This window comes from Alloalcanivorax marinus (assembly GCF_016785095.1).
In the GTDB taxonomy this organism is placed as follows: domain Bacteria; phylum Pseudomonadota; class Gammaproteobacteria; order Pseudomonadales; family Alcanivoracaceae; genus Alloalcanivorax; species Alloalcanivorax marinus_A.
Window position 1 is genome coordinate 190,555 of record NZ_JAEKJB010000011.1, and the last position, 22,667, is coordinate 213,221.

The following is a 22,667-nucleotide window of genomic DNA, read 5'->3' on the forward strand; positions in this document are numbered from 1 at the left end:
GGCCCCTTTTTCGTTGCTGGAAGGTTATTCCTGGATCGACACGCTCTGATAACTCAGGTTGATGCCGCCCACCGGGATGTTCAGGTTCACCTTGCCGCCTTCCAGCTCGGAGAGTTTGATCTCCAGGCTCACCTGCTTGGGCTCCTGGTTTTCCAGGGCGATGAACAGACGGCCATCGGGCAGGAAGTCCAGGGTGCCTTCCAGGGTGATGTCGTCGATCGGCAGGCTCTTCACGTTGTGATCCAGGCCCAGCGGCAGAGACAGGGCCGGCGCGTCGAACAACAGGTCGAAGCGGATCACGAAGCGCGGCGGATCGCCGGCGGCCGGGTTGTCGCCGGGCAGGATATAACCCACCGGCGCCTTGGTCCGATTGCCGTTCTCATCGGGCTCGTAGCGCACCCGCATGATGTTCGGGCCGGTGGCGGTGTCGATGGGCACCAGGCCCAGGTTGCCCACCTGGCCGAGCACCGGTTCCTCAAGGCCGAGAATATCCAGCACGTCGCCCAGGGTGGTGACCAGACCGTTGAGCAGGCCGCCCACCAGCGGCACGGTTTCCAGGGTGGTGCCGCCGTCGGTGGTGTCCAGGTCCAGGCCGATCACGGCGGTGGCGTCCAGGTTCGTGAGCGCCACCGTGGTCGGATAGATGCGCACCGCCACGCCGCCCTGGCCCCGGGTGATTTCCTCGGGCAGGTCCGGGTCCGGATCATAGCCGAGAATATCGGTGTTCAGCGCGCCGGCGATGTACAGCAACCGCTGGGCATCGCAATCGGTCTGCTCGCCGTCCTCGTAAGGCGGTGCGCCGCCGAAACCACAGCCGGTATTGGCGGCCACCACCAGGCCCTCGCCGGAGCCGTTGGGGCCGTCCACGTCCGGACGGATGCGGGTGGCGTTGGAGGGCGTCGGCACGCTGTTGTCGGTGATCGGCGATTCGCCGTCATCCACCGCGAAGTTGCTGTTCACGTCCACGCTGGGCAGGTTGTTGAGCTCCTGGAACACATCCAGGTTGGCCGGCGCGCCACGGAACACGATGTCCATGTCCGGGCCGCCGGTTTCCCGGTCGCCGCCCAGCAGCGGGGCGGTTTGCAGCGGCAGGCCCGCCTCCGAGCAGATGGCGCCGGCGCCGCAACCGCTTTCCTGGGAACCCAGGGTGTAGCGGTACAGGCCGCCCACTTCCCACGGGTCCCTGGGCAGGAAGGTGAGCGCCCGGGTTTCCCGTTGCAGCACGCCGGGCACCGGCTCCAGGCAGGTACCGTTCTGGTCGATGCGCTCCACGCGCACGCTGCCGTCGCCGCAGGTCTGGCCCAGGGTCAGGCTGGCCGGGTCCATGTTCTGGGAGAAACGCACCCGGATCGGCCGGTTGCGGGGCAGGGCATCGATGGGCAGCGTGTCCAGCACTACCTGCTCACTGTCGGAGCTGGAGGACAGGCACACACCCTGGCTGCCCTGGCCGTTGAAAGCGTTCAGGTCGATGTCGTCGGAGCTGGCGCAGGGGAAGCCCGGGTACACCACCATGGCGAAGGGGCCGCGCAGCACGCTGTCGCCGCCCGCGCTCTCCACGTATTCCGGCAGTGAGAAGGTCAGGGTATCGCCGCCCTCGATGCGGTTGATGGGCTGCAGGGGATTGCCGGACAGGTCGGTGATGCCGCTGGTGGCGGTCACCGCGTACTGCACGCCGAAGTTGACCGGGTCCTCCGGGGTGATCACCAGGGCGTTGCCGTTCAGGTACCAGGAAAATGGCTCGCTGGCGCCGCCCTTGGTCAGGCGCAGGGTGTCGCCGGGCACGATGCTGAGCGGGTCCAGGGTTTCGTCGAATTGCAGCACCACCGGTTCGCCGGGCACCATGCGGTCGGCCACCAGGCCAGGCTGCCAGGACAGGCGCAGCTGGCCGTCCTGGGTCACCGCCTGCAATTGCGGGCCGGTGGTGTCCTCGATCGGCGCCGGCGCGGAGGTCTGGTCCAGGTAGGACGCCATGCGGAAGCTGAGCAGGCCGTAGCTGGTCTCCACGCCCAGCACTCTCGGTTCCACCACGGTGAGGGCGTCCACGGTGAGCCGGCCGTCGATCACTCGGGCACGGCCGATCAGCTCCAGGTGCATCAGGTTCTGGGTGAAGGCGCCATTGGCACGGGCGTCGGCGGTGGTGGTGGCCAGATCCATGAACAGGCGCAGGTAGCGGCTGGCGTCGTCCCGCCGAGACAGCGGGTTGGGGTAGAGATAGCCGGTGGCGTCGGTGATCATCTCCACGGTCACGTCGCCGGAGTTGAAGCCCACCGGCACTTCGCCACCGATGATCACCTCCAGGGCATCGCCGATCAGCCGTGAACCCCGCGCCACGCGCAGCGGCGTCACCAGCGGGAAGTTCGGTTGGAAGGCCAGTTCACCGAACACGTTGCCGGTCTGCTTGGAGGCGGTCTGGTCCGCCAGGATGGTGCCCTTCACCGGCACGCAGTTGATCGGGGTGCCGGTCAACGGCGAGGTGAGCACATCCTGATCCAGACAGCTCTTGTCCGGGTCCGCCGCCGGCACCTCGGTGACCAGCAGCGACCGCTCGCCGAGCGGCGACGTGGTATCACGGGGCCTCACCTCCCGCTCGAAGCGGTCGATGGTCTCGTCGAAGCGGCTTTTCAGCCCATCCACGATCAGTGTGTAGGTGTCGCCGGGCGTCATGTCCTGCAGCGGGTCCACGGTGATGGCGTTGCCCTGGGCGACCAGCACCGCCGGCACCAGCTCGCCGCCACGGGTCAGCCGGATGGTGTCGCCATAGACGGCGCTGCTCTGATCCAGCGGGTGACTGGTGCGTAGCCGGAAAGCGGAGAAGTCCATGGTCTGGAACTGCTGGTCGTCCGGGAACACGGAGGCGATCTCGAACGCCGCGCTTTCCTGCTGCTGACGCACCGGGCCCTGCACGGCGGCCCGGGTGGTGAAGTCAAGGGTGCCGCCGGGTGGCACCACGTCCTGATCATCGATGACGATGTCCCGGAGCTCCACGGTGTAATCGGTGATCGGCGCCAGTGCCGAGGTGGGCGCGAGCACCACGCCACGGCCGTTATCCACGGAGCGCAGCTGGAAGTCCACCGCGTTGCCGTCGTCGTCCAGGAACTGGAAGTTGGCCGGCGTCACCGCCACCGGGTTGGCGAAGCTGAACACCACCGGCGCGTTCGGCGCGATGTCGGTCTGGCCGTCCGCCGGATAGGAGAAGAACAGCGCGTCGCTGCTGCTTTCCGGGGCGCGTGGTACCGCGCCACCACCACCGCCGCCGCCGCTGCCGCCGCAGCCCGTCAGCGCCAGGGTGACGCTCAGTGTTGCTGTCACGAGATAAGGACGCATGGAACACCTCTTATTGGAGTTATTGCTTCATATGCAATTCATAAAGCAAAAACGGGGTGCCCTGCCGTATGAAAAAGGTTGGAAAGCGTTCGCTGAGCAGCGGGAAATTTGCCGAACGTAGTCTTGGGTTGCGGAACGTAACGGCGCGGTTAAGGGTGGGCCGGCCGGGTAACCCGCGGTCCACCGGGAGGGTGCGCGAGGGTCAAGGCCGGGTGGCTCAATAAACCGATACGCCGCCGCCCTCGCCCACCAGCACCACGTCCGCCGGGCGGCGGGCGAACAGGCCGTTGGTGACCACGCCGGTAATATTGTTGAGAGTGGTTTCCAGCTCGATGGGGTTGAGGATGTCCAGGTTGTGCACATCGAGGATCAGATTGCCGTTGTCGGTGATAAAGCCGTCCCGGTATTCCGGGCGCCCGCCCAGGGCCACCAGCTTGCGCGCCACGTAGGAGCGCGCCATGGGGATCACCTCCACCGGCAGCGGGAAGCGGCCCAGGCGCTCCACCTTCTTGGAGCCGTCGACGATGCACACGAATTCCCGTGCCGCCGCGGCGACGATCTTCTCCCGGGTGAGCGCGCCGCCGCCGCCCTTGATCATTTCGCGATGGGCGTTGACCTCGTCCGCGCCATCCACGTACACCGGCAGGGTGCCCACGTCGTTGAGCTCTAGCACCGCGATGCCGTGGCCGCGCAGACGCTCGGCGGTGGCCTCGGAGCTGGCCACGGCACCGACGATACGGTCCTTCATGGCCGCCAGACCGTCGATGAAGTGGTTGGCGGTGGAGCCGGTGCCCACGCCCACTACCTCACCCTCCGGCACGTAGCGCAGTGCCGCTTCGGCCACCTGTTTTTTGAGCGCGTCCTGATCCATGCGATCCATCCTCGTTGCGACGGCGGGATTATACGGCCCGGGAGCCGCCGCTCCAATGGACGCTCCCGCCCTTGGGCCCGTAAACTAGCGCTTTTACCCTTCCGGACTTTCCATGCCTGCGATGCTTGATCAATACGTGAAACGGATTCTCCAATCCCGCGTCTACGACGTGGCCCATGAAACCCCGATCCATGCCGCGCCGCTGATTTCCAAGCGCATTGGCAACCGGGTGTTGCTCAAGCGGGAGGATCTGCAGCCGGTGTTCTCGTTCAAGCTGCGCGGCGCCTACAACAAGCTGGCGGCGCTCACCGACGCCCAGCGCGAACGTGGCGTGATCTGCGCGTCCGCCGGCAATCACGCCCAGGGCCTGGCCCTGGCCGCCAGCGCCATGGGCGTGCGCGCGGTGATCGTGATGCCGCGCACCACGCCGGAGATCAAGGTCAAATCCGTGCGTCAGCGCGGTGGCAAGGTGGTGCTCCACGGCGACGGCTTCGACGAAGCCCTGGCCCACGCCACGAAGCTGGAAGAGAAGGAAGGCCTGACCTTCGTGCACCCCTACGATGATCCGGACGTGATCGCCGGCCAGGGCACGGTGGGCATGGAGATCCTGCGCCAGCAAAGCCGCGACCTGGATGCCATCTTCATTCCGGTGGGCGGCGGCGGCCTGGCCGCCGGCGTGGCCGCCTACGTGAAGTACGTACGACCGGATGTGAAGATCATCGCCGTGGAACCGGAAGACGCCGCCTGTCTGAAGGCCGCCCTGGAGCGCAAGCGCCGGGTTACCTTGTCGGAGGTGGGTCTGTTCGCCGACGGCGTGGCGGTCAAGCAGATCGGCAAGGAAACCTACCGGGTGCTGAAGGACACCGTGGACGAGGTGATCACCGCCACCACCGATGAGATCTGCGCCGCGATCAAGGATTCCTTCGAGGATACCCGGGCGGTGTGCGAGCCCGCCGGTGCCCTGGCCCTGGCCGGCCTGAAGAACTGGGTGCACAAGCATGGCGCGGAAAACCAGACGCTGGTGGCGATCCAGAGCGGTGCGAATGTGAACTTCGACCGCCTGCGCCACATCTCCGAGCGTTCGGAGGTGGGTGAGCAGCGCGAGGCGATCCTGGCGGTGACGATCCCCGAGAAACCGGGCGCCTACCGTAATTTCCTGCAGGTGGTGGGCCGCCGTGGCATCACCGAGTTCAACTACCGCTATGCCGGCGAGCATGAGGCCAATATCTTCGTCGGTATTCAGATCCGTCCGGGTGGCACGGACCTTGCTCCCCTGTTGGAGGAGCTGCGCGAGGCCGGCTATCCGGTGGTGGACATGACCGGCAACGAGATGGCCAAGCTGCACATCCGCCATATGGTGGGCGGCCACACTTCGCGGCAGGACCTGGACGAGATGCTGTTCCGGGTGGAGTTTCCAGAGCGCCCGGGCGCCCTGCTGAAGTTCCTGCTGTCGCTGGGGCAGAAGTGGAATATCAGCCTGTTTCACTATCGCAACCACGGTGCCGCTTACGGTCGGGTGCTGGTGGGGTTCCAGGTTCCGTTCGGGGAGCGGGGCAACCTGCGCAAGGACCTCAAGAAGGTGCCGTACCCGATGGTCGAGGAAAGCGACAACCCGGCCTATCGGCTGTTTTTGAACTAAGGTCGGACGGTTCTGTCCGACCCTTCAGAACCGCCGGCGGCTCGGCGCGGGTAAGCACGAAATTGCCGTGAAAAACCCGTGATCTTTGTGAGTTGGCCGGGGGTTTTGTTAAGAAGCGTGAGCATTGCCCTCTAACTGCTTGACTTTATTGAGGGTTGCTGTTGAATTTTGACACCGTTCTCATTCTGTTACGAAAAAAATGCCGTACCATCGTGAGTCTTTCGTCCGATATGGACACAGGGGATGCGGGAAATTCCGCGCCGACCCGGCCCGACCGGGTCCCATAAAGCGGAATTCCGTTGTTTTCGTCGTACCGAGCCAAGGGGCCCCTATGGTGCCCGGCCTTGAATTTTGGGGATTTGCAGCACAATGAAGAAAAAGCCCGACGCCCTCGTCGTTCTTGCTTTTGTATTCGCTATCGGGGTTCTGGTCAGCACGCTGACCCATGGCGGCAATGATACCGATCTGGAACGGTTCGCCAACTCGGCGGGCGTCAAGGTCAGCGTCAGCCGGTAACCCGCTCAGTCCGTAATCACACGGTCCAGCGCTTGGTCCCAGGCGGCATTCGCCAGGTGGTCGAGACGCTGGAACCGGAACGCCACGCCCACAAGCAGGGGGCGCCGGGGTCGGCGCGCCAGATCGGCCAGCGCGCGGTCATAGAAGCCGCCGCCCATGCCCAGGCGGTGGCCGCGATCATCGAAGCCCACCAGTGGCACCAGCATCATATCCAGCGCCCAGGCCGCCCGGGCCCGCTCCCGTCGGCGCGGCTCGCCGATGCCGAAGCGGTTGGCGCGCAGCCGCCGCTCCACCCGCCACAGCCGGAACTGCATGTGTCCCCGATGCACCCGGTCCAGCGCCGGCAGGTACAGCCGGGCCCTTTCGAATCGCTCCGCCGCCAGCCCCGGTAACGGGTCCAGCTCGCCGTCCCCGGCCAGATACAACGCCACCTCGGTGAACCGCCTCGGGCCCAGGGCCCGGGACAGATTGCGCGCGAAGCGCCGCTGCGCCTGGCGTCGCTGGCCGGCGCTCAGCGCCCGGCGTCGCGCGCGCAGTTCACGTCGCAGAGAGGCTCTTGAAGGGTTGGAATCGCTCATCAAGGAAGGACAATCCGTGCAGCGTGCAGCGTGCAGCGTGCAGCGTGCAGCTTGAATAAAGCGTGCTCCCCGAACCGCCGCTGCGGGTGTGGCCCTTGAACCGAAAGGTTCAAGGCGGAGACCTCAGGCTAATGCCCTCAGGCTTTCCGCTCGCGGGCGGACATGCACACAGGCACGCCAATTTGATCCCCTTGGGGTAAAGCATCGGCTCAGGGACATAACCCGTCTGGCGCACGGTCCAGGGAACACTTGGGAGCGAGTATAACAGGGCGGGCGTGGCGGGTCAGGGCTTGACAGGCGCTTGCGAATGGCCTTCCTCGAAGGCGCGGATCTCGTTTTCCAGACGGTTGAGCAGGGCTTCCACCCGGGCGTCGCTGTCCGGGTCGTTATCCAGCCGTTCGCGGGCTTCCAGCAGCTCGTGGCTCATGTTGAGCGCGGCCATGATGGCGATGCGCTCCAGGCCGATCACATTGGCCTGACGGACCTCGCGCATCTGATCGTCCAGGTAGCGGGCGGCGCGCAGCAGGTTGTCCTGGGCGCCGGGCGGGCAGGCGACCCGGTATTCCTTGTCGAGCAGGTGGATGACCAGGGAGCTGTCGCTGCTCATGAGTCCTCCTGCTCCAGGGAACGAAGACGGGTTATGATGGCCTCCACGCGGCTTTTCGCCAGGTCGTTTTTCTTGATCAACTGGGTGCGTTCGTCGAGCAGACGGGTCTCGCGTTCACGCAGCAGGCGGTTTTCCTGGCGCAGGTGCGCGGAAATCCGCAGCAACTCGTCCACGCGGGCTTCCAGTTGCCGGAGTTGTTGGTCCGTCGTCATGGCAAATTGGTCGCTGTTCGCCTAAGGTTACGCCCCTGGGTTAAGCCCCCGATCCGGGCCTGATTTCGCCGCCATTGACGGCTTTTTGTACTATAGGTGGGGCCCTGGTAAGGGTCAACGAAATTCCAAGGCGCAAGAGACACTTAGCGCCGCTTCCGTAAAGAGTGGCTGAACATTCCCATGCCCGATCTGCCCGATTTTGATCACCTCGTCCGCGCCGCCTCCGACGCTGGCGTGGCGGTCTCCCCCAGTGAACTGCACGGCGTTGTTTGCGGACTGCTGGCCACCGGCCAGGGCCTGAACGACGCCGCTCTGCTCGGCACCCTGGCCGCTCACGCGGAACAACCCCAGGGTCTGTCGCCGGATCTCGCCGGCGACCTGATACGTTGCCGCGACGCCGCCAGCGAAGGCTACGCCGACACCGGCCTGGAGCTGGATCTGCTGCTGCCCGACGATGAAGACGACCTGGGTCTGCGCGTGGCCGCCCTGGGCCAGTGGGCCGAGGGCTTCCTGGTGGGGTTTGGCACCGGCGCCGCCGGCATCAACGACAGCCAGCTTTCCCCCGGCGTCCAGGAGGCCCTCTCCGACCTGTCCGCGATCAGCCAGGTAAGCACGCCGGAGGAAGACGGCGAGGAAGAGCAGCGCATGCTTGAGCAGGTCACCGAGCACTGCCGCATGGCGGCGATGATGATCTACACCGACCTGGTCATGAAGCCCGCCGCCCACGACACCGGCGGCGACACCAACACCAACCCGCCCACGCGGCACTAAGCCGGAGCCCCCATGAGTATTGGTCTCGAGGAATTCCAGCAACGCCGGGCGGAGCTGATGGCGCAGATGGAGCCCAACAGCATCGCCATTCTCGCCGCCGCCCCGGAACGCACCCGCAACCGGGACGTGGAACACCCCTACCGCCAGGACAGTGACTTCTGGTACCTGAGTGGCTTCCCCGAGCCGGAGGCGGTGATGGTGCTGCTGCCCGGTCGCGAGCACGGTGAGTACGTGCTGTTTTGCCGCGAGCGCGACCGCGCCCGGGAAATCTGGAACGGCTACCGGGCTGGTCCGGAAGGGGCGGTGGCCGATTACGGCGCCGACGACGCCTTCCCCATCAACGACATCGACGACATCCTGCCGGGCCTGGTGGAAGGCCGGAACCGGGTCTACTACGACCTGGGTCGCGACGCCGACTTCGACCGCCGCCTGATGGGCTGGGTCAACGCCATCCGCGAGCGGGTGCGTACCGGCGCCCAGCCCCCCGGCGAGTTCGTCGCCCTGTCCCACCTGCTGCACGACCTGCGCCTGTTCAAGAGCAAGGCGGAGGCGGACCTGATGCGCCGTGCCGGTCGCATTTCCGCCGGCGCCCATGTGCGCGCCATGAAGGCGGTGCGCCCGGGCATGTACGAGTACCAGCTGGAAGCGGAGTACCTGCACGAGTTCATGATCCATGGCGCCCGCAGCCCGGCCTATCCGAGCATCGTCGGCGGTGGCGCCAACGGCTGCGTGCTGCACTACATCGAGAACAACGCCGAACTGAAGGACGGCGACCTGGTGCTGATCGACGCCGGCTGCGAATTGGAAAACTACGCCTCGGACATCACCCGTACCTTCCCGGTGAACGGCACCTTCAGCGCCGAGCAACGCGCTCTTTACGAACTGGTGCTGCGCTCCCAGTACGCCGCCATCGAGGCGACCCACCCGGACAACCACTGGAACGTGCCCCATGAAATCGTGGTGCGCATCCTTACCGAGGGGCTGGTGGAACTGGGCTTGCTCAGTGGCAAGGTGGACGACCTGATCGAGGAAATGGCCTACCAGCGTTTCTACATGCACCGCACCGGCCACTGGCTGGGGCTGGATGTACACGACGTGGGCGATTACCGGGTCGGTGGTGAATGGCGCCAACTGGAACCGGGCATGACCCTCACCGTGGAGCCGGGCCTTTACATCGCCCCGGACGACGAAACGGTGGACGAACGCTGGCGCGGCATCGGCATCCGCATCGAGGACGACGTGCTGGTCACCGAGAACGGCTGCGAGGTGCTCACCGCCGACGTGCCCAAGGACATCGACGACATCGAAGCCCTGATGCGCGAGGCGCGGGCATGAAAGGGGCGGCGCCGCTGATCGTTGGCGGCGGCATGGCCGGCGCGGCGCTGGCGTTGCTGTTGCGCCACCATGGCGCGCCGGCGGTGACCTTGGTGGAGAGCCATGAAATCCGCGCCGGCGAGCCGCCGGACACGCCCAGCTTCGACGCCCGCAGCACCGCCTTGTCCGCCGGCAGCCTGACGATCCTGGAACGCCTGGGGCTGCTGGACGCGGTGCTGGAGCGCGCCGCCGGCATCGACACCGTGCACGTGTCGCGCCGCGAGCGGCTCGGCATCACCCGGCTCAACGCCGCCGAGCACGCCCTGCCGCGCCTCGGTGCCGTGGTCGAGAACCGCTGGTTCGGGCATGTGCTGCTGCGCGCCGTGGAAGCGGACCCGGCCATCGAGTTGCGTGCTCCGGCGTCGGTCACCGCCATCGCCCGGGAGAGTGACGGTTACCGGGTCACCCTGGACGGCGAGGAGCGGCTGACGCCGCTGCTGGTCGCCGCCGACGGCGCCCGCTCCCGAACCCGGGAGTGGCTGGGCATCAGCGCCCGCCACCAGGACCTGGGCCAGGACGCCCTGATCGCCAACATCGGTTTGGCGGAGCCGCACCATGGCGTGGCCTTCGAGCGCTTTCTCGACGACGGCCCGCTGGCCCTGCTGCCCCTGCCGGGCGACCGCATGGCGCTGGTCTGGACCGGGCCCCGGGAGCAGGTGGATGGCTGGATGGCCCTGGACGACGACGCCTTCCTGGCCGCCCTGCGCCAACGGGTGGGCGCCGCCATGCCCCGGCTGGCCCGGGCCGGCGAGCGCCAACGCTACCCGCTGATTCTCACCGAGGCCTGCGCCCAGGCGGTGCCCTTCGCGGCGGTGGTGGGCAACGCCGCCCACACCCTGCACCCGGTGGCCGGCCAGGGCTTCAACCTGACATTCCGGGATCTGGCCCTGCTCGCCGAGCGGGTTGGCGGCCAGCCGAACCCCGGGCGCCTGGCCCTGCTGGAGCAATGGGCCGCCGACCGGCGCCGGGACCAGGCCGACATCGCCCGTGCCTCGCGCTGGGTGCCGGAACTGTTCCGGGTGCGCAATCCGCTGTTCGCCCACACCCGCCAGCTCGGCCTGCTGGCCCTGGACCTGCTGCCCGGCGCCCGCAAAAACTTCGCCCGCCGGGCCATGGGGCTATGAGAGAAAACACCATGAAGGAATCCTCCCACACCGACATCCTGATCATCGGCGGCGGCATGGCCGGCGGGCTGCAGGCCCTGCTGTTGACGGATAAGAGCCTGGCGGAGCAGGGCTTCACGGTGCGCGTGCTGGATGGCGCTCCGGCGCCGGCCTGGCCGGAGGGCGAGCCGGCGGCGCGGGTTTCCACCCTCAGCGAGGCCAGTCACTGGCTCCTGCGCCACGCCGGCGCCTGGGAGCGGCTGCGTCCGGAGCGGGTGCAGGGCTATACCGCCATGCGCGTATGGGACCAGGACGGCACCGGCGAGGTGGCGTTCGACGCTCGCGACGCCGGCGCCGAGTATCTGGGCTGGTTGCTGGAGAACGATCATCTTACCGCCGCCCTGTACGCCGCCGCCGGCGAGCGCGACAACCTGGACTGGCAATGCGGCAAGGCGGCCACGGCGATCCGCCGGGAAGGCGGTCGCTGGCGGGTGGAGGCCGGCGGCGACACCTTCACCGCCGACCTGCTGATCGGGGCCGACGGCGCCCGCTCCCGGGTTCGCGAGCTGGCCGGTATCCCCGGCGGCCCCCGGAACACCGGCCACCATGCCCTGGTGGCCACCATCGATACGGAATTGCCCCATGGCGGTTGTGCCCGCCAGGTGTTCATGGACTCCGGACCGCTGGCCCTGTTGCCCCTGTTCAGCGCACAGGAAGGAGGCCCGGGCCAGCAGTGTTCCATCGTCTGGTCCGCCTGGCCGGAGCGGGTGGAGGAACTGATGGCCCTGGATGACGACGCCTTCGGCGCCGCCCTCACCCGGGCCACCGGCGCCGCCCTGGGCCAGGCCCGGGTGCGCGGCCGCCGGGCCGTGTTCCCGATCCAGGAGCGCCACGCCAGCGCCTACGTGGGCCCAGGCCTGGCGCTGGTCGGCGACGCCGCCCACGTGATTCACCCGCTGGCCGGGCAGGGCATCAACCTGGGCTTTCTGGACGCGGCGGTGCTGGCGGAGGAGCTGGGTCGGGCCCGGCAGGCCGGCCTGCCGGTCACCGAGCCGGCGGTGCTGGCCCGTTACCAGCGCCGCCGCCGCGCCGACAATCTGGTGATGCAGAACGCCATGCGCGGCTTCAAGCTGCTGTTTGAGCGCCAGGAATTGCCAGTGCGCTGGCTGCGCAACAGCGGTTTGAACCTGGTCAACCGGCTGGCCCCGGCCCGGCATGCCTTCATGCACCGGGCCCTGGGCCGCGCCGGCGACCTGCCCCGCACCGCCCGGCCGGTGGCACGCTAGACGCCGGACGCCGGACGCCGGACGCCAGACGCCAGACGCCAGACGCCAGACGCCAAACCCCAAACCCGGCGCGGAAAGGCGCCGAGTGTTTTCTGGCGAGCAGTAAACACGCCATCGCGTTCAGGCTTCGGGTTTAGCGTCCAGCGTCCAGCGTCTGGCGTCCGGCGTCCGGCGTCAGGCGTCCAGCGTTCACCCCGCCGCGCGCACTTCCCTTAGCTTCTCCACCGCCATCCGCGAAATCGGCGTCAGGTCCTCGCCGCCGTCGTTGGCGTAGGCGATGATCTGCTCCTTCATGGCCCGCGCCCAGAACTTCTGCAGGTGCGTGGCCACCTTGTCGGCGGCCTGCTGGTCGGTGGCGCCGTGCATGTTGGCGCTGATCTGGTTGACCATCTTCACCAGTTGCTCGAGACCCTGTCCGCTCATGCTTGCTCCTTCATGGCCGCGCCCTCACTTGCCCATCGGCGCCGGTTCGTCGACGGTGGCGTCGGCCCCGGCGTTTTCCAGGTAGTCCTTCTGACGGCGGTCGAAGTCCTGGAAGTTTTGCTGCCACTGGGACGGCTGCGACACCTTCTCCACCTGCACCGCCGTAACCTTGTACTCGGGGCAGTTGGTGGCCCAGTCGGAGCTGTCCGTGGTGATCACGTTGGCGCCGCTGCCGGGATGGTGGAAGGTGGTGTAGACCACGCCGGGCTGCATGCGGTCGCTGATGCGGCAGCGCAGCACCGTGTGGCCCACGCGGCTGGACACGCCCAGCCAGTCGCCGTCGCGGATGCCGCGCAGCTCGGCGTCGCTGGGATGGATCTCCAGCACGTCCTCGTCGTGCCACTGGCTGTTGGCGGTGCGCCGGGTCTGCGCGCCCACGTTGTACTGGCTGAGAATACGGCCGGTGGTGAGCAGCAGTGGGAAGCGCCGGGTGGTGCGTTCCTCGGTGGGCACGTACTCGGTGACCGCGAAGTGGCCCTTGCCGATCGGGAAGTCCACCTCGTGCATGGTCGGCGTGCCGTCCGGGTGCTCGTCATTGCAGGGCCACTGGATGCTGCCCTGTTCCTCCAGCCGGGCATAGCTGACGCCGGTGAAGGTGGGCGTGAGCAGGGCGATCTCGTCCATGATCTCGGACGGGTGCGAATAATTCATCGGGTAGCCCAGGGCGTTGGCCAGCTCCTGGGTTACTTCCCAGTCTTCCTTGCCGGCCACCGGCGGCATCACCTTGCGTACCCGGTTGATGCGCCGTTCCGCGTTGGTGAAGGTGCCGTTCTTCTCCAGGAAGGTGGAACCCGGCAGCAGCACATGGGCGTACTTGGCGGTTTCGTTGAGGAAGATGTCCTGCACGATCAGGCAGTCCAGGCTGGTCAGCGCCGCCTGCACGTGCTGAGTGTTGGGGTCGGACTGGGCGATGTCCTCGCCCTGCACGTACAGCGCCTTGAAGGTACCGGCGATGGCCGAGTCGAACATGTTGGGAATGCGCAGGCCCGGCTCGTCGTCGATCTTCACCTTCCACACCGCCTCGAAGCGGTCGCGCACCGCCGGGTCGGCCACGTGCTGGTAGCCCGGCAGTTCGTGGGGGAAGGAGCCCATGTCGCAGGAGCCCTGCACATTGTTCTGGCCGCGCAGCGGGTTCACGCCTACACCTTCGCGGCCGATGTTGCCGGTGGCCATGGCCAGGTTGGCGATGCCCATCACCATGGTGGAACCCTGGCTGTGCTCGGTGACGCCCAGGCCGTAGTAGATGGCGCCGTTGTGCACCTCGGCGTAGGCGCGGGCCGCCTCGCGGACTTTTTCGGCGGCCACGCCGGTGACCGCTTCCAGGGCTTCCGGCGAATTGCGCTCTTCCAGAATGAAGTCGCGCCAGGCCTGGTAGGCGCCGGACTCGCAGCGCGCCTCGATAAAGGCCTGGTCTTCCAGTCCCTCGGACACCACCACGTGGGCCAGGGAATTGATCAGCGCCACGTTGGTGCCCGGGCGCAGCGGCAGGTGCAGCATGCGGCCGCCGTGGGGCGTTTTCAGCAGGTCGATGCGGCGCGGGTCGGCGACGATCAGGGTGGCGCCCTGGCGCAGTCGGCGGCGCATCTGCGAGCCGAACACCGGGTGGGCGTCGGTGGGGTTGGCGCCGATCACCAGAATGGTGTCCGCCTTCATCACCGAATCGAAGGTCTGGGTGCCGGCGGATTCGCCCAGGGTGGTTTTCAGGCCGAAGCCGGTGGGCGAATGGCACACCCGCGCGCAGGTGTCGGTGTTGTTGTTGCCGAAGGCGGCGCGGATCAGCTTCTGCACCAGGTAGGTTTCCTCGTTGGTGCAGCGCGAGGAGGTGATGCCGCCGATGCTTTCGCGGCCGTACTTCGCCTGGATCTCCTTGAGGCGCCGGGCGGAGAATTGAATCGCCTCTTCCCAGGACACTTCCCGCCACGGCTCGTTGATGGAGTCGCGGATCATCGGCGTCTTGATGCGGTCCTTGTGGGTGGCGTAGCCGAACGCGAAGCGGCCTTTCACGCAGGAGTGGCCGTGGTTCGCGTCGCCGCCCTTGTAGGGCACCATGCGCACCAGCTGGTCGCCTTTCATCTCCGCCTTGAACGAGCAGCCCACGCCGCAGTAGGCGCAGGTGGTGACCACGCTGTGCTCCGGCACGCCCTGGTCGATGACGCTCTTCTCCATCAGCGTGGAGGTGGGGCAGGCCTGCACGCAGGCGCCGCAGGACACGCACTCGGAGTCCATGAAGTCCTCGTCCTGCCCGGCGGCCACCTTGGAGTCGAAGCCGCGGCCGTCGATGGTCAGCGCGAAGGTGCCCTGCACTTCCTCGCAGGCGCGCACGCAGCGCGAGCAGACGATGCACTTGCTGGCGTCGAAGCTGAAATAGGGGTTGGAGTCGTCGGTGGGGGCGTCCAGATGGTTGGCGCCCTCGAAGCCGTAGCGCACCTCGCGCAGGCCCACCGCGCCGGCCATGTCCTGCAGTTCGCAGTCACCGTTGGCCGGGCAGGTCAGGCAGTCCAGCGGGTGGTCGGAGATGTACAGCTCCATGATGTTGCGGCGCAGTTTGGCCAGCTTGCCGTTCTGGGTGGTCACGTCCATGCCTTCCGCCACCGGCGTGGTGCAGGAGGCCGGGTAACCGCGCCGGCCCTCGATCTGCACCGCGCACAGCCGGCAGGAGCCGAACGCTTCCAGGTTATCGGTGGCGCACAGCTTGGGAATGGTGATGCCGGCCAGGGCGGCGGCGCGCATCACCGAGGTGCCTTCCGGCACGCTGATCTCCAGGCCGTCGATGGTCAGGGCGATCTGTTTTTCGGACAGCCGGGCTGGCGTGCCCAGATCCTGGTTGGGATTGGGGCGATGCTGGCTGGGGTCGTAATAATTCAACATGGCGCACCTCCACGGGAGCGGGTCAGGTCGTCCGGGAAATGTTTGAGTACGCTCTGCACCGGGAACGGCGTCATGCCGCCCATGGCGCACAGGGAACCGTCCACCATGGTTTCGCAGAGCTCGGAAAGCAGTTCGAGGTTGGCATCGCGGTCCTCACCGGCGCGCAGGCGGTCGATCACCTCCACGCCGCGCACCGAGCCGATCCGGCAGGGCGTGCACTTGCCGCAGGACTCCACGGTGCAGAATTCCATGGCGAAGCGGGCCTGCTCGCCCATGTCCACGCTGTCGTCGAACATCACCACGCCACCGTGGCCCACCACCCCGCCAAAGGCGGCGAAGGCTTCGTAATCAATGGGGCTGTCCCACTGGCTCTCCGGCAGGTAGGCGCCCAGCGGGCCGCCCACCTGCACCGCCTTCAGCGGTCGGCCGCTGAGCGTGCCGCCGCCGAACGTCTCCATCAGAGTGCGCAGGGTGGTGCCGAAGGCCAGTTCCACCAGGCCGCCGCGCTTCACGTTGCCGGCCAGTTGCAGGGCCAGGGTGCCCAGGGAGCGGCCCTGGCCGTAGTCGGCGTAGGTCTGGCCGCCCTGGTCGAGGATGAACGGCACCGCCGCCAGGGACAGCACGTTGTTGACCACCGTGGGCCGACCGAACAGGCCCTGGATGGCGGGCAGCGGCGGCTTGGCGCGCACCATGCCCCGTTTGCCTTCCAGGCTGTCCAGCAGGGAAGTTTCCTCGCCGCAGATGTAGGCGCCGGCGCCCAGCCGCACTTCCAGATCGAAGTGCCGGCCGCTGCCGAGAATGTTCTCGCCCAGATAGCCCGCCGCGTAGGCGCGCCGCAGGGCTTCATTGAAGATTTTCTGTGCCAGCGGGTACTCCGAGCGCAGGTAGATGTAGCCCTGGGTGGCGCCCACCGCCAGGCCGGCGATGGTCATGCCCTCGATCAGCATGTACGGGTCGCACTCCATCACCAGCCGGTCGGCGAAGGTGCCGGAGTCGCCTTCGTCCGCGTTGCAGACGATGTACTTCTGGCCCGGCGGTTCGTCGTGCACCGTCTGCCATTTGATGGCGGTGGGGAAGGCGGCGCCGCCCCGGCCGCGCAGGCCGGAGGCTTTCACCTCGTCGATGATGCCCTGGCCGTCGAGAGTGAGCGCTTTCTTCAAGCCCTCGAAGCCGCGCAGGCCGGTGTAGTCATCCAGGGACAGCGGATCGGTGATGCCGATGCGCGAGAAGGTCAGGCGCTGCTGATTCTTCAGGTAGGGGATGTCCTCGGTGAGGCCCAGGGCGAGTTCATGCTCCTGGCCGCCTTCGAACAGGCCCGCTTCCACCAGCGCCGGCACGTCCTCGGGCGTCACCGGGCCGTAGGCCACGCGGCCTGCCGGCGTGGCCACTTCCACCAGCGGCTCCAGCCAGAACAGGCCCCGGGAGCCGTTGCGCACCAGCTTCAGTTCCACACCGCGCTCGGTGGCGGCTTGCTCGATGCGCGCCGCCACCGGGTCGGCGCCCAGGGACAAAGCGGTGGTGTCACGGGGTACGTAGACGGTGACGGTCATGGCTTCATCCCTCCCCGCAGGCTTACCACGCTGGTGGTGAGTTCCTCCACCAGGGCGTCGAAGCGCGCCGGGGTCACCCGGCCGTGCACATCGTCGCCCACCCGGATGGACGGGCCGCAGGCGCAGTTGCCCAGGCAGTACACCGGCTCCAGGGTGAATTCGTTGTCCGCGCTGGTCTGGTGGTAGTCCACCCCCAGGCTGGTCTTGGCGTGGGCTTCCAGAGCGCGGGCGCCCACCGCCTGGCAGGCTTCCGCGCGGCACACCTGGATCACGCGGCGACCGGCGGGGTGGGTGCGGAAGTGGTGGTAGAAACTGATGATGCCGTGCACCTCGGCGCGGGTGCGGCGCAGGCCTTCGGCGATGATGGGCACGGCGGCATCGGGAATGTAGCCGAGGCGATCCTGGATCGCGTGCAGAATGGGCAGCATGGCGCCGGGCTGGTCCTTGAGGGAGTCCACGGCTTGCTGGATTTGCTCCGGCTGGCTCTGTGGCTGGTCATCCGGCGGTGGCGTGGACAGCCCTTCCGCGGACGGGTTATTGTGCTTATACATATGAATAACCGATCCTAAATTTTTGTCGCTCTCACAGCGTGACCCTTGAAATTAACACTCCCGATAACCCCAATAAATATGAACGACAATGCCTAAAAAGAAGCTCCACATCGCCCCGGCCTGGGTGTTTCGCACCGACCAGGGCGAGCTGTTCGAGCCGGTTATTTTCCGCCTGCTCAACGGCGTCCATGAATCCGGCAAGCTTACCCAGGCCGCCAAGGCGGCGGGCATTTCCTACCGCCACGCCTGGAACCTGCTCAATCGGGCCGCCGACTTCTTCGGCCTGCCTCTGGTGGAGATGCGTAAAGGGCAGGGCACCCGGTTGTCCGCCCTGGGCGAAAAACTGCTGTGGTCCGAGCAGCGGGTGAAGGCGCGGCTGGGACCCCAGCTCGACAGCCTGGCCTCGGAGCTCAACACCCAGTTACAACAATTGTTGGCCGGCGAGCACCCGGTGCTGCGCCTGCACGCCAGCCATGGCTACGCGGTGGCGCTGCTGCCGGAGTTTTCCGACCGGGTGGAGCTGGATCTGCAGTACACCAACCCGGCCCACGCCCTGGACATCCTGGCGCGGGGCGAATCCGACCTGGCCAGCTTCCACTTCCCGGCCAGCCCGAGGCGGGCGGAGCGCATCATGGCCCTGTATCAGGACCGGCTCGATCTGGACAACCTGCGGGTGATCCGTTTCGTGACCCGGGAGCAGGGCCTGATGGTGCGCGCTGATAGCGAACGTCGCTTCGAGGGGCTGGCGGACCTGGCCGATCCTTCGGTGCGGTTCATCAACCGGGACCGGCACTCCGGCACCCGCACCCTGTTCAACCTGATGCTGGAAGAGCAGGGCGTGGACCCGGCGGCGATCCATGACACCGACCAGGAGGAGTTCACCCACACCGCGGTGGCCGCCTACGTGGCCGCCGGCATGGCCGATGCCGGCTTCGGCGTGGAAGCGGCGGCGCGCCAGTTCGGCCTGGGTTTCGTCAACCTGGCCACCGAGCATTATCTGCTGGTGTGTCACCGGGACCGCCTGGAGAACCACAACATGCGCCAGCTATTGGCGCTGATGCGCTCGCCGGACTTCCTCGCCGAGATCGACCGGCTGCCCGGCTACGCGCCGGACCGCTGCGGGGAGATCTGTACCTTCGAGGAGCTGCTCGCCAGCGACCGGGCCGAATAGCCCGGCCCGGCCGGATCGCGACTGAAGTCGCTCCTACCGAAAACGATATGCGCATGGCGTATCAGGTAGCGGTAGGAGCGACTTTAGTCGCGATAACCGACCCCTAAAACAACGCCGCCGCCTTGGCGATGGCGATGTACAGGCCGATCAGGAAGGGCACGCCCACCCCCAGCCAGCACAGCACGCCACCCACGCCGAAGCTGCCGCGCGCGGCGGTCTCCGCGTTGGCGGCCACGCCGCTGTCGTGCTGCAGAGCCCGCTCGCGGGCCACTTCCTCCTCGTCCATGTGGTGGTCGTCGTGCACCGGTCGCACCAGGGCGTTGCAGATCAGCCCCACGAACAGCAGCCCGGCCATGATGTACAGGGTGCGGTCATAGACCAGCGCCTGGTCCACACCGGCTTCCAACTGGGCGTCGCGCAGGGCGCCGATGATCAGCGGCCCCACCAGGCCGGCGGCGCTCCAGGCGGTCAGCAGCCGGCCATGGATGGCGCCCACCATCTGGGTGCCGAAGATGTCCGCCAGATAGGCGGGCACGGTGGAGAAGCCACCGCCGTACATGCTCAGGATCACGCAGATGGAAATCACGAACAGCCCGGCCATGCCCAGGTGGCCCCAGGTGGGCAGCAGGCTGTAGACGACGATGCCGATCACGAAGAAGCAGAAGTAGGTATTCTTGCGGCCGATCTTGTCCGACAGCGACGCCCAGAACAGCCGGCCCAGGCTGTTGAACAGGCTGATCAGGCCCACCAGGCCCGCCGCTGCGGCGGCCACCGCTGCCAGTTGCGCCTCAGTGAGCGTGGCGTTGGGGTCGTCCACGCCCACCAGGATGCCGCCGAACACTTCCTGCAGCATCGGGCTGGCCATGGAGATCACCGCGATGCCGGCGGTCACGTTGAGGAACAGCACCGCCCAGATCAGCCAGAACTGTTTGGTCTTCCAGGCTTTGTTCAGGTGCACATGGCCCTGGGTGATCATGGCGTTGCCGTCTTCTTCCTTGGGCTGCCAGCCCTCGGGCTTCCAGCCGTTGGGCGGCACCCGGAAACCGAACGCCCCGCAGCTCATGACGATGGCGTAGATCACGCCCATGGTCATCAGCGTGGGCGCCACGCCGGTGCCGCCGTCGGCGCTGAAGCGCGCCATCAGCCACACCGCCAGGGGCGCGCCGATCATGGCGCCGCCGCCGTAGCCCATGATGGCGAAGCCGGTGGCCATGCCGCGCCGGTCCGGGAACCATTTGATCAGGGTGGAGACCGGGGTGATGTAGCCCAGGCCCTGGCCCACGCCGCCGAGCACGCCGGCGCCCAGATACACCAGCCACAGCTGATGCACCATCACGCCCACGCCGCCGAGGATCATGCCGCCACCCCAGCACAGGGCGGCGATGAAGCCGGCCTTGCGGGGGCCGGCGTGTTCCAGCCAGGCACCCCAGATCGCCGCCGACACACCGAGCATGGCGATGAAGATGCCGAAGGTGTAGGTCACCTGGGTAACGGTCCAGTTGCAGGTGGTGGTGGTGAGCGCCTGCATCAGGCCGATGTCGCCGCAGCTCGCCGGCGGGTTGGCGATCTCGTGGCTCATCGGCAGCCAGAACACCGAAAAGCCGTAGGCCATGCCAATACACAGGTGAATGGCCAGTGCGGCGGTGGGTACCAGCCAGCGGTTGAATTGAGGTCCCGCGATGGTGCGTTCGCGGCTGAGGAATCCGGGTCGGGAAGCGCCGCTGGCGCGTGAGCCCTCTTCGGTAATGCCGTCCATATAACCCTCCTGCTGTTGTTCGTCTTATTTTGGGCCCGAGGGCCACTTATGAATAGGTAAACCTATTTGTTCCGCGTTGCTTCATCGGGGTTTATACCGAACAACGAAGGCAAGATGAATCACCAGCCGTTGGCAACGCTCCGAAAGTCTTATGACTTCGTCTTCATAAGCTGTCCCGCCCGTTGAGTCGCGCTGACTTATTGTTGTGCACGGGCGTCCTCAAAGCGGCTAACGGTTGTTCTCGCGGTGTTGCCGGGCGGCACGCAACGCTGCAATTCTTCACCCTGTTTTTACAAAGTTTATGTTTCCCATCGGCTGACGGTTTTTCACAATCGAAGCTTGAGCAGTACAAGACGGTTGCCCCGCCGACGCCGCCAATGGCGCGGCTCAGACCGCACGCCGCGCCGTCCGGCGAAGGCCGGGAAGGCCCGGAACGATACTTAACTATTAGCTTATTAAAGCGGCATCAGTAAAAGGTTTTGACTACCGGAAGTGGTTAACAAAAGTGCACCAAACGTTGCAGTTGGTGGTGTTTAGTACGATTTCGGTAGCCCATACTTCGCCGCCCTGATGTGAACGCCTGTACCGGGGCGAATTCGATAATAAAGTGCCGTTGCTCCCGACGGCCTAACGGAGATGTCCAGCATGAAAAACAACAAGATCGTCCAGGGCGCGGCCCTGGCGCTTGTCATGGGAACCGCCGGCAACGCCTTCGCGAGCATGGGGAACATCGGCACCACCTATGGTGTGCTGCCCACCGACGTGGCCTCCGCGCAGGCGCTGTCCATGTTCAACACCAAGGTCTCCTCGGTGTATTACAACCCGGCCTACCTGGCCAAGGACCCGCGGGGTGAGCTCACCATGGGTCTGTTGCACGCCGAGCACGAACTGCGCGTGGACAGCCTGGGCGGCGCGGCGGCACCGATCCGGCGCGGCGACGTGCTACAGGATTCCCCTTCCCAGCACACCCTGATCGGCCTTAAGTCGAACCTCTCCAACCTCACCCGCTTCAACCATCCGCTCTACCTGGGCGTGATGATCGGCATCGAAAAATACGGCGAGGAGATGCTCGCCTTCGAATCGGAAACGTCCCGGGAGGGCCAGTTCTTCGAGTACGGTCGCCAGCCTCTGTTTCTGAGCCTGGGCGGTGCTACCCAGCTGTGGCGGGGCATCGACGTGGGCGCCTCCGCGCGTATCACCCTGCAGTCCGACGCGGAGCTGCGTGCCTACACCAACCTGGCCGGCGAAACCGAATACGAAAAACTGGATGTCTCCGCCAAACCGGAAATCCGGCCCACCCTGAGTGTCACCATGGACCTGGGCGAGACCTTCTGTCCTGACGGCGAGTGCTGGTACGACGGCTTCGAGACCGCGTTCGCGTTCCGTGGCTACTCCAACACCAACACCACCGTGGACGCCAACACCGTGATCCCCGGCGTCATCGACGAACCGGGCCTGTCCCTGGCGGTGACCACCCTGGATTCCTACCAGCCCAATATCTATTCCGCCGGCGTGCTCTACGACACCGGCCGCCTGCGCGTGGGCGCCAGCGTGGAAATGCAGCAGTGGTCCGATCTCGCCGACGAGTTCGACGGTGACACCATCAAGGACCAGGCGGTGGCCAACGACGATGGCGTCGGCATCCTGGAATTCCAGGACATCGTCATCCCGCGCGTCGGCGCCGAATACCAGATCAACAAGAATTTCGCGGTCACCGGCGGTGTCGCCTACAGCGAGTCGCCGCTGAAATCCAACGCCTCCCTGAATGTGAACTACCTGGACACCGACAAATGGATCGTCGGCCTGGGGCTGACCGCCAAGTACGAACGCACCCGTTTCTTCTCCTTCCCGGTGCGCTTCGACATCGCCTATCAATACCAGAAGCTGGAGCCGCGTAAGTTCGATCTCTACGACACCCGCTCCTCCAGCTACCCTCAGCCCTATGAAACCGTGGAAGCGGACGGTGATGTGAACGTCATCACCGGCGCCGTGACCCTGAAATTCTGA

The 22,667-nt window shown here is 66.5% G+C and carries 18 protein-coding genes and 1 other RNA gene; 8 read left to right on the forward strand and 11 right to left on the reverse strand.

Annotation, left to right across the window (positions count from 1 at the left end):
• Window positions 1-24: 24 nt before the first annotated feature.
• Window positions 25-3,324, reverse strand: a complete 3,300-nt coding sequence (locus JF515_RS16510) for an Ig-like domain-containing protein (RefSeq protein ID WP_203105563.1) — start codon at window positions 3,322-3,324, stop codon at window positions 25-27.
• A 217-nt stretch (window positions 3,325-3,541) separates the two neighbouring features.
• Window positions 3,542-4,195, reverse strand: coding sequence for a ribose-5-phosphate isomerase RpiA (gene rpiA / locus JF515_RS16515; RefSeq protein ID WP_203105564.1), 654 nt, complete (start codon window positions 4,193-4,195; stop codon window positions 3,542-3,544).
• A gap of 121 nt (window positions 4,196-4,316) precedes the next feature.
• Between rpiA and ilvA the strand changes: the two genes are divergently transcribed.
• Window positions 4,317-5,834 (forward strand): threonine ammonia-lyase, biosynthetic, encoded by a 1,518-nt coding sequence (gene ilvA / locus JF515_RS16520; RefSeq protein WP_203105680.1) that lies wholly within the window; start codon window positions 4,317-4,319, stop codon window positions 5,832-5,834.
• A gap of 369 nt (window positions 5,835-6,203) precedes the next feature.
• On the forward strand, window positions 6,204-6,350 hold the full coding sequence (locus JF515_RS16525) for a hypothetical protein (protein ID WP_194864132.1): 147 nt from the start codon (window positions 6,204-6,206) through the stop codon (window positions 6,348-6,350).
• A 5-nt stretch (window positions 6,351-6,355) separates the two neighbouring features.
• Here JF515_RS16525 and JF515_RS16530 read toward each other — a convergent pair whose 3' ends face one another.
• The 4 genes from JF515_RS16530 to JF515_RS16545 form a co-directional block, all read right to left on the reverse strand.
• A complete protein-coding gene (locus tag JF515_RS16530; RefSeq protein WP_203105565.1) occupies window positions 6,356-6,928 on the reverse strand; it encodes a 5-formyltetrahydrofolate cyclo-ligase in 573 nt (190 codons plus the stop codon).
• 62 nt (window positions 6,929-6,990) lie between these two features.
• Window positions 6,991-7,176: non-coding RNA, 6S RNA (gene ssrS / locus JF515_RS16535), on the reverse strand.
• A gap of 35 nt (window positions 7,177-7,211) precedes the next feature.
• Window positions 7,212-7,535 carry a cell division protein ZapA gene (locus JF515_RS16540; protein ID WP_203105566.1) on the reverse strand — a complete coding sequence of 108 codons (324 nt, stop codon included), beginning with the start codon at window positions 7,533-7,535 and terminating at the stop codon, window positions 7,212-7,214.
• Entirely contained in the window at window positions 7,532-7,747 is a 216-nt protein-coding gene (locus JF515_RS16545) for a TIGR02449 family protein (RefSeq protein WP_161382493.1), read from the reverse strand. Before JF515_RS16545 ends, JF515_RS16540 begins: the two co-directional genes overlap by 4 nt.
• A 180-nt stretch (window positions 7,748-7,927) precedes the next feature.
• Between JF515_RS16545 and JF515_RS16550 the strand changes: the two genes are divergently transcribed.
• The 4 genes from JF515_RS16550 to JF515_RS16565 are packed head-to-tail and all read left to right on the forward strand — an operon-like array spanning window position 7,928 to window position 12,281.
• Window positions 7,928-8,518, forward strand: coding sequence for a UPF0149 family protein (locus tag JF515_RS16550; RefSeq protein ID WP_203105567.1), 591 nt, complete (start codon window positions 7,928-7,930; stop codon window positions 8,516-8,518).
• A gap of 12 nt (window positions 8,519-8,530) precedes the next feature.
• Window positions 8,531-9,853 carry a Xaa-Pro aminopeptidase gene (gene pepP, locus JF515_RS16555; RefSeq protein ID WP_203105568.1) on the forward strand — a complete coding sequence of 441 codons (1,323 nt, stop codon included), beginning with the start codon at window positions 8,531-8,533 and terminating at the stop codon, window positions 9,851-9,853.
• Complete coding sequence (locus JF515_RS16560) at window positions 9,850-11,016, forward strand: FAD-dependent monooxygenase (RefSeq protein WP_203105569.1); 1,167 nt, start codon at window positions 9,850-9,852, stop codon at window positions 11,014-11,016. Before pepP ends, JF515_RS16560 begins: the two co-directional genes overlap by 4 nt.
• 11 nt (window positions 11,017-11,027) lie before the next feature.
• Entirely contained in the window at window positions 11,028-12,281 is a 1,254-nt protein-coding gene (locus JF515_RS16565) for a UbiH/UbiF/VisC/COQ6 family ubiquinone biosynthesis hydroxylase (RefSeq protein ID WP_203105570.1), read from the forward strand.
• Between the two features lie 189 nt (window positions 12,282-12,470).
• Here the strand turns inward: JF515_RS16565 and JF515_RS16570 are convergent, their stop codons facing one another.
• From JF515_RS16570 to JF515_RS16585, 4 genes are read right to left on the reverse strand one after another with little or no spacing between them, the layout of a single operon-like run.
• Complete coding sequence (locus JF515_RS16570) at window positions 12,471-12,704, reverse strand: formate dehydrogenase subunit delta (protein ID WP_203105571.1); 234 nt, start codon at window positions 12,702-12,704, stop codon at window positions 12,471-12,473.
• Window positions 12,705-12,728: 24 nt separating this feature from the next.
• Entirely contained in the window at window positions 12,729-15,632 is a 2,904-nt protein-coding gene (fdhF, locus tag JF515_RS16575; RefSeq protein ID WP_203105572.1) for a formate dehydrogenase subunit alpha, read from the reverse strand.
• Window positions 15,626-17,182 (reverse strand): formate dehydrogenase beta subunit, encoded by a 1,557-nt coding sequence (locus tag JF515_RS16580; RefSeq protein WP_203105573.1) that lies wholly within the window; start codon window positions 17,180-17,182, stop codon window positions 15,626-15,628. The genes fdhF and JF515_RS16580 overlap by 7 nt, the downstream gene beginning before the upstream one ends.
• Window positions 17,179-17,733 carry a formate dehydrogenase subunit gamma gene (locus JF515_RS16585; RefSeq protein ID WP_203105574.1) on the reverse strand — a complete coding sequence of 185 codons (555 nt, stop codon included), beginning with the start codon at window positions 17,731-17,733 and terminating at the stop codon, window positions 17,179-17,181. Before JF515_RS16585 ends, JF515_RS16580 begins: the two co-directional genes overlap by 4 nt.
• A gap of 88 nt (window positions 17,734-17,821) precedes the next feature.
• On the opposite strand from JF515_RS16585, the gene JF515_RS16590 reads away from it, so the two are divergent.
• On the forward strand, window positions 17,822-18,904 hold the full coding sequence (locus JF515_RS16590) for a substrate-binding domain-containing protein (protein WP_203105575.1): 1,083 nt from the start codon (window positions 17,822-17,824) through the stop codon (window positions 18,902-18,904).
• A gap of 103 nt (window positions 18,905-19,007) precedes the next feature.
• On the opposite strand, the gene JF515_RS16595 is transcribed toward JF515_RS16590, so the two are convergent.
• Window positions 19,008-20,660, reverse strand: coding sequence for an L-lactate MFS transporter (locus tag JF515_RS16595; protein ID WP_203105576.1), 1,653 nt, complete (start codon window positions 20,658-20,660; stop codon window positions 19,008-19,010).
• 645 nt (window positions 20,661-21,305) lie between these two features.
• On the opposite strand from JF515_RS16595, the gene JF515_RS16600 reads away from it, so the two are divergent.
• The gene (locus JF515_RS16600) at window positions 21,306-22,667 is read left to right on the forward strand and encodes an outer membrane protein transport protein (protein ID WP_203105577.1); all 1,362 of its coding nucleotides are present in this window, start codon (window positions 21,306-21,308) and stop codon (window positions 22,665-22,667) included.

Coding starts and splice junctions, on each gene's coding strand:
- JF515_RS16510 (WP_203105563.1), bottom strand. CDS start 3,324: ATGCGTCCTTATCTCGTGACAGCAACACTGAGCGTCACCCTGGCGCTG.
- rpiA (WP_203105564.1), bottom strand. CDS start 4,195: ATGGATCAGGACGCGCTCAAAAAACAGGTGGCCGAAGCGGCACTGCGC.
- ilvA (WP_203105680.1), top strand. CDS start 4,317: ATGCTTGATCAATACGTGAAACGGATTCTCCAATCCCGCGTCTACGAC.
- JF515_RS16525 (WP_194864132.1), top strand. CDS start 6,204: ATGAAGAAAAAGCCCGACGCCCTCGTCGTTCTTGCTTTTGTATTCGCT.
- JF515_RS16530 (WP_203105565.1), bottom strand. CDS start 6,928: ATGAGCGATTCCAACCCTTCAAGAGCCTCTCTGCGACGTGAACTGCGC.
- JF515_RS16540 (WP_203105566.1), bottom strand. CDS start 7,535: ATGAGCAGCGACAGCTCCCTGGTCATCCACCTGCTCGACAAGGAATAC.
- JF515_RS16545 (WP_161382493.1), bottom strand. CDS start 7,747: ATGACGACGGACCAACAACTCCGGCAACTGGAAGCCCGCGTGGACGAG.
- JF515_RS16550 (WP_203105567.1), top strand. CDS start 7,928: ATGCCCGATCTGCCCGATTTTGATCACCTCGTCCGCGCCGCCTCCGAC.
- pepP (WP_203105568.1), top strand. CDS start 8,531: ATGAGTATTGGTCTCGAGGAATTCCAGCAACGCCGGGCGGAGCTGATG.
- JF515_RS16560 (WP_203105569.1), top strand. CDS start 9,850: ATGAAAGGGGCGGCGCCGCTGATCGTTGGCGGCGGCATGGCCGGCGCG.
- JF515_RS16565 (WP_203105570.1), top strand. CDS start 11,028: ATGAAGGAATCCTCCCACACCGACATCCTGATCATCGGCGGCGGCATG.
- JF515_RS16570 (WP_203105571.1), bottom strand. CDS start 12,704: ATGAGCGGACAGGGTCTCGAGCAACTGGTGAAGATGGTCAACCAGATC.
- fdhF (WP_203105572.1), bottom strand. CDS start 15,632: ATGTTGAATTATTACGACCCCAGCCAGCATCGCCCCAATCCCAACCAG.
- JF515_RS16580 (WP_203105573.1), bottom strand. CDS start 17,182: ATGACCGTCACCGTCTACGTACCCCGTGACACCACCGCTTTGTCCCTG.
- JF515_RS16585 (WP_203105574.1), bottom strand. CDS start 17,733: ATGTATAAGCACAATAACCCGTCCGCGGAAGGGCTGTCCACGCCACCG.
- JF515_RS16590 (WP_203105575.1), top strand. CDS start 17,822: ATGCCTAAAAAGAAGCTCCACATCGCCCCGGCCTGGGTGTTTCGCACC.
- JF515_RS16595 (WP_203105576.1), bottom strand. CDS start 20,660: ATGGACGGCATTACCGAAGAGGGCTCACGCGCCAGCGGCGCTTCCCGA.
- JF515_RS16600 (WP_203105577.1), top strand. CDS start 21,306: ATGAAAAACAACAAGATCGTCCAGGGCGCGGCCCTGGCGCTTGTCATG.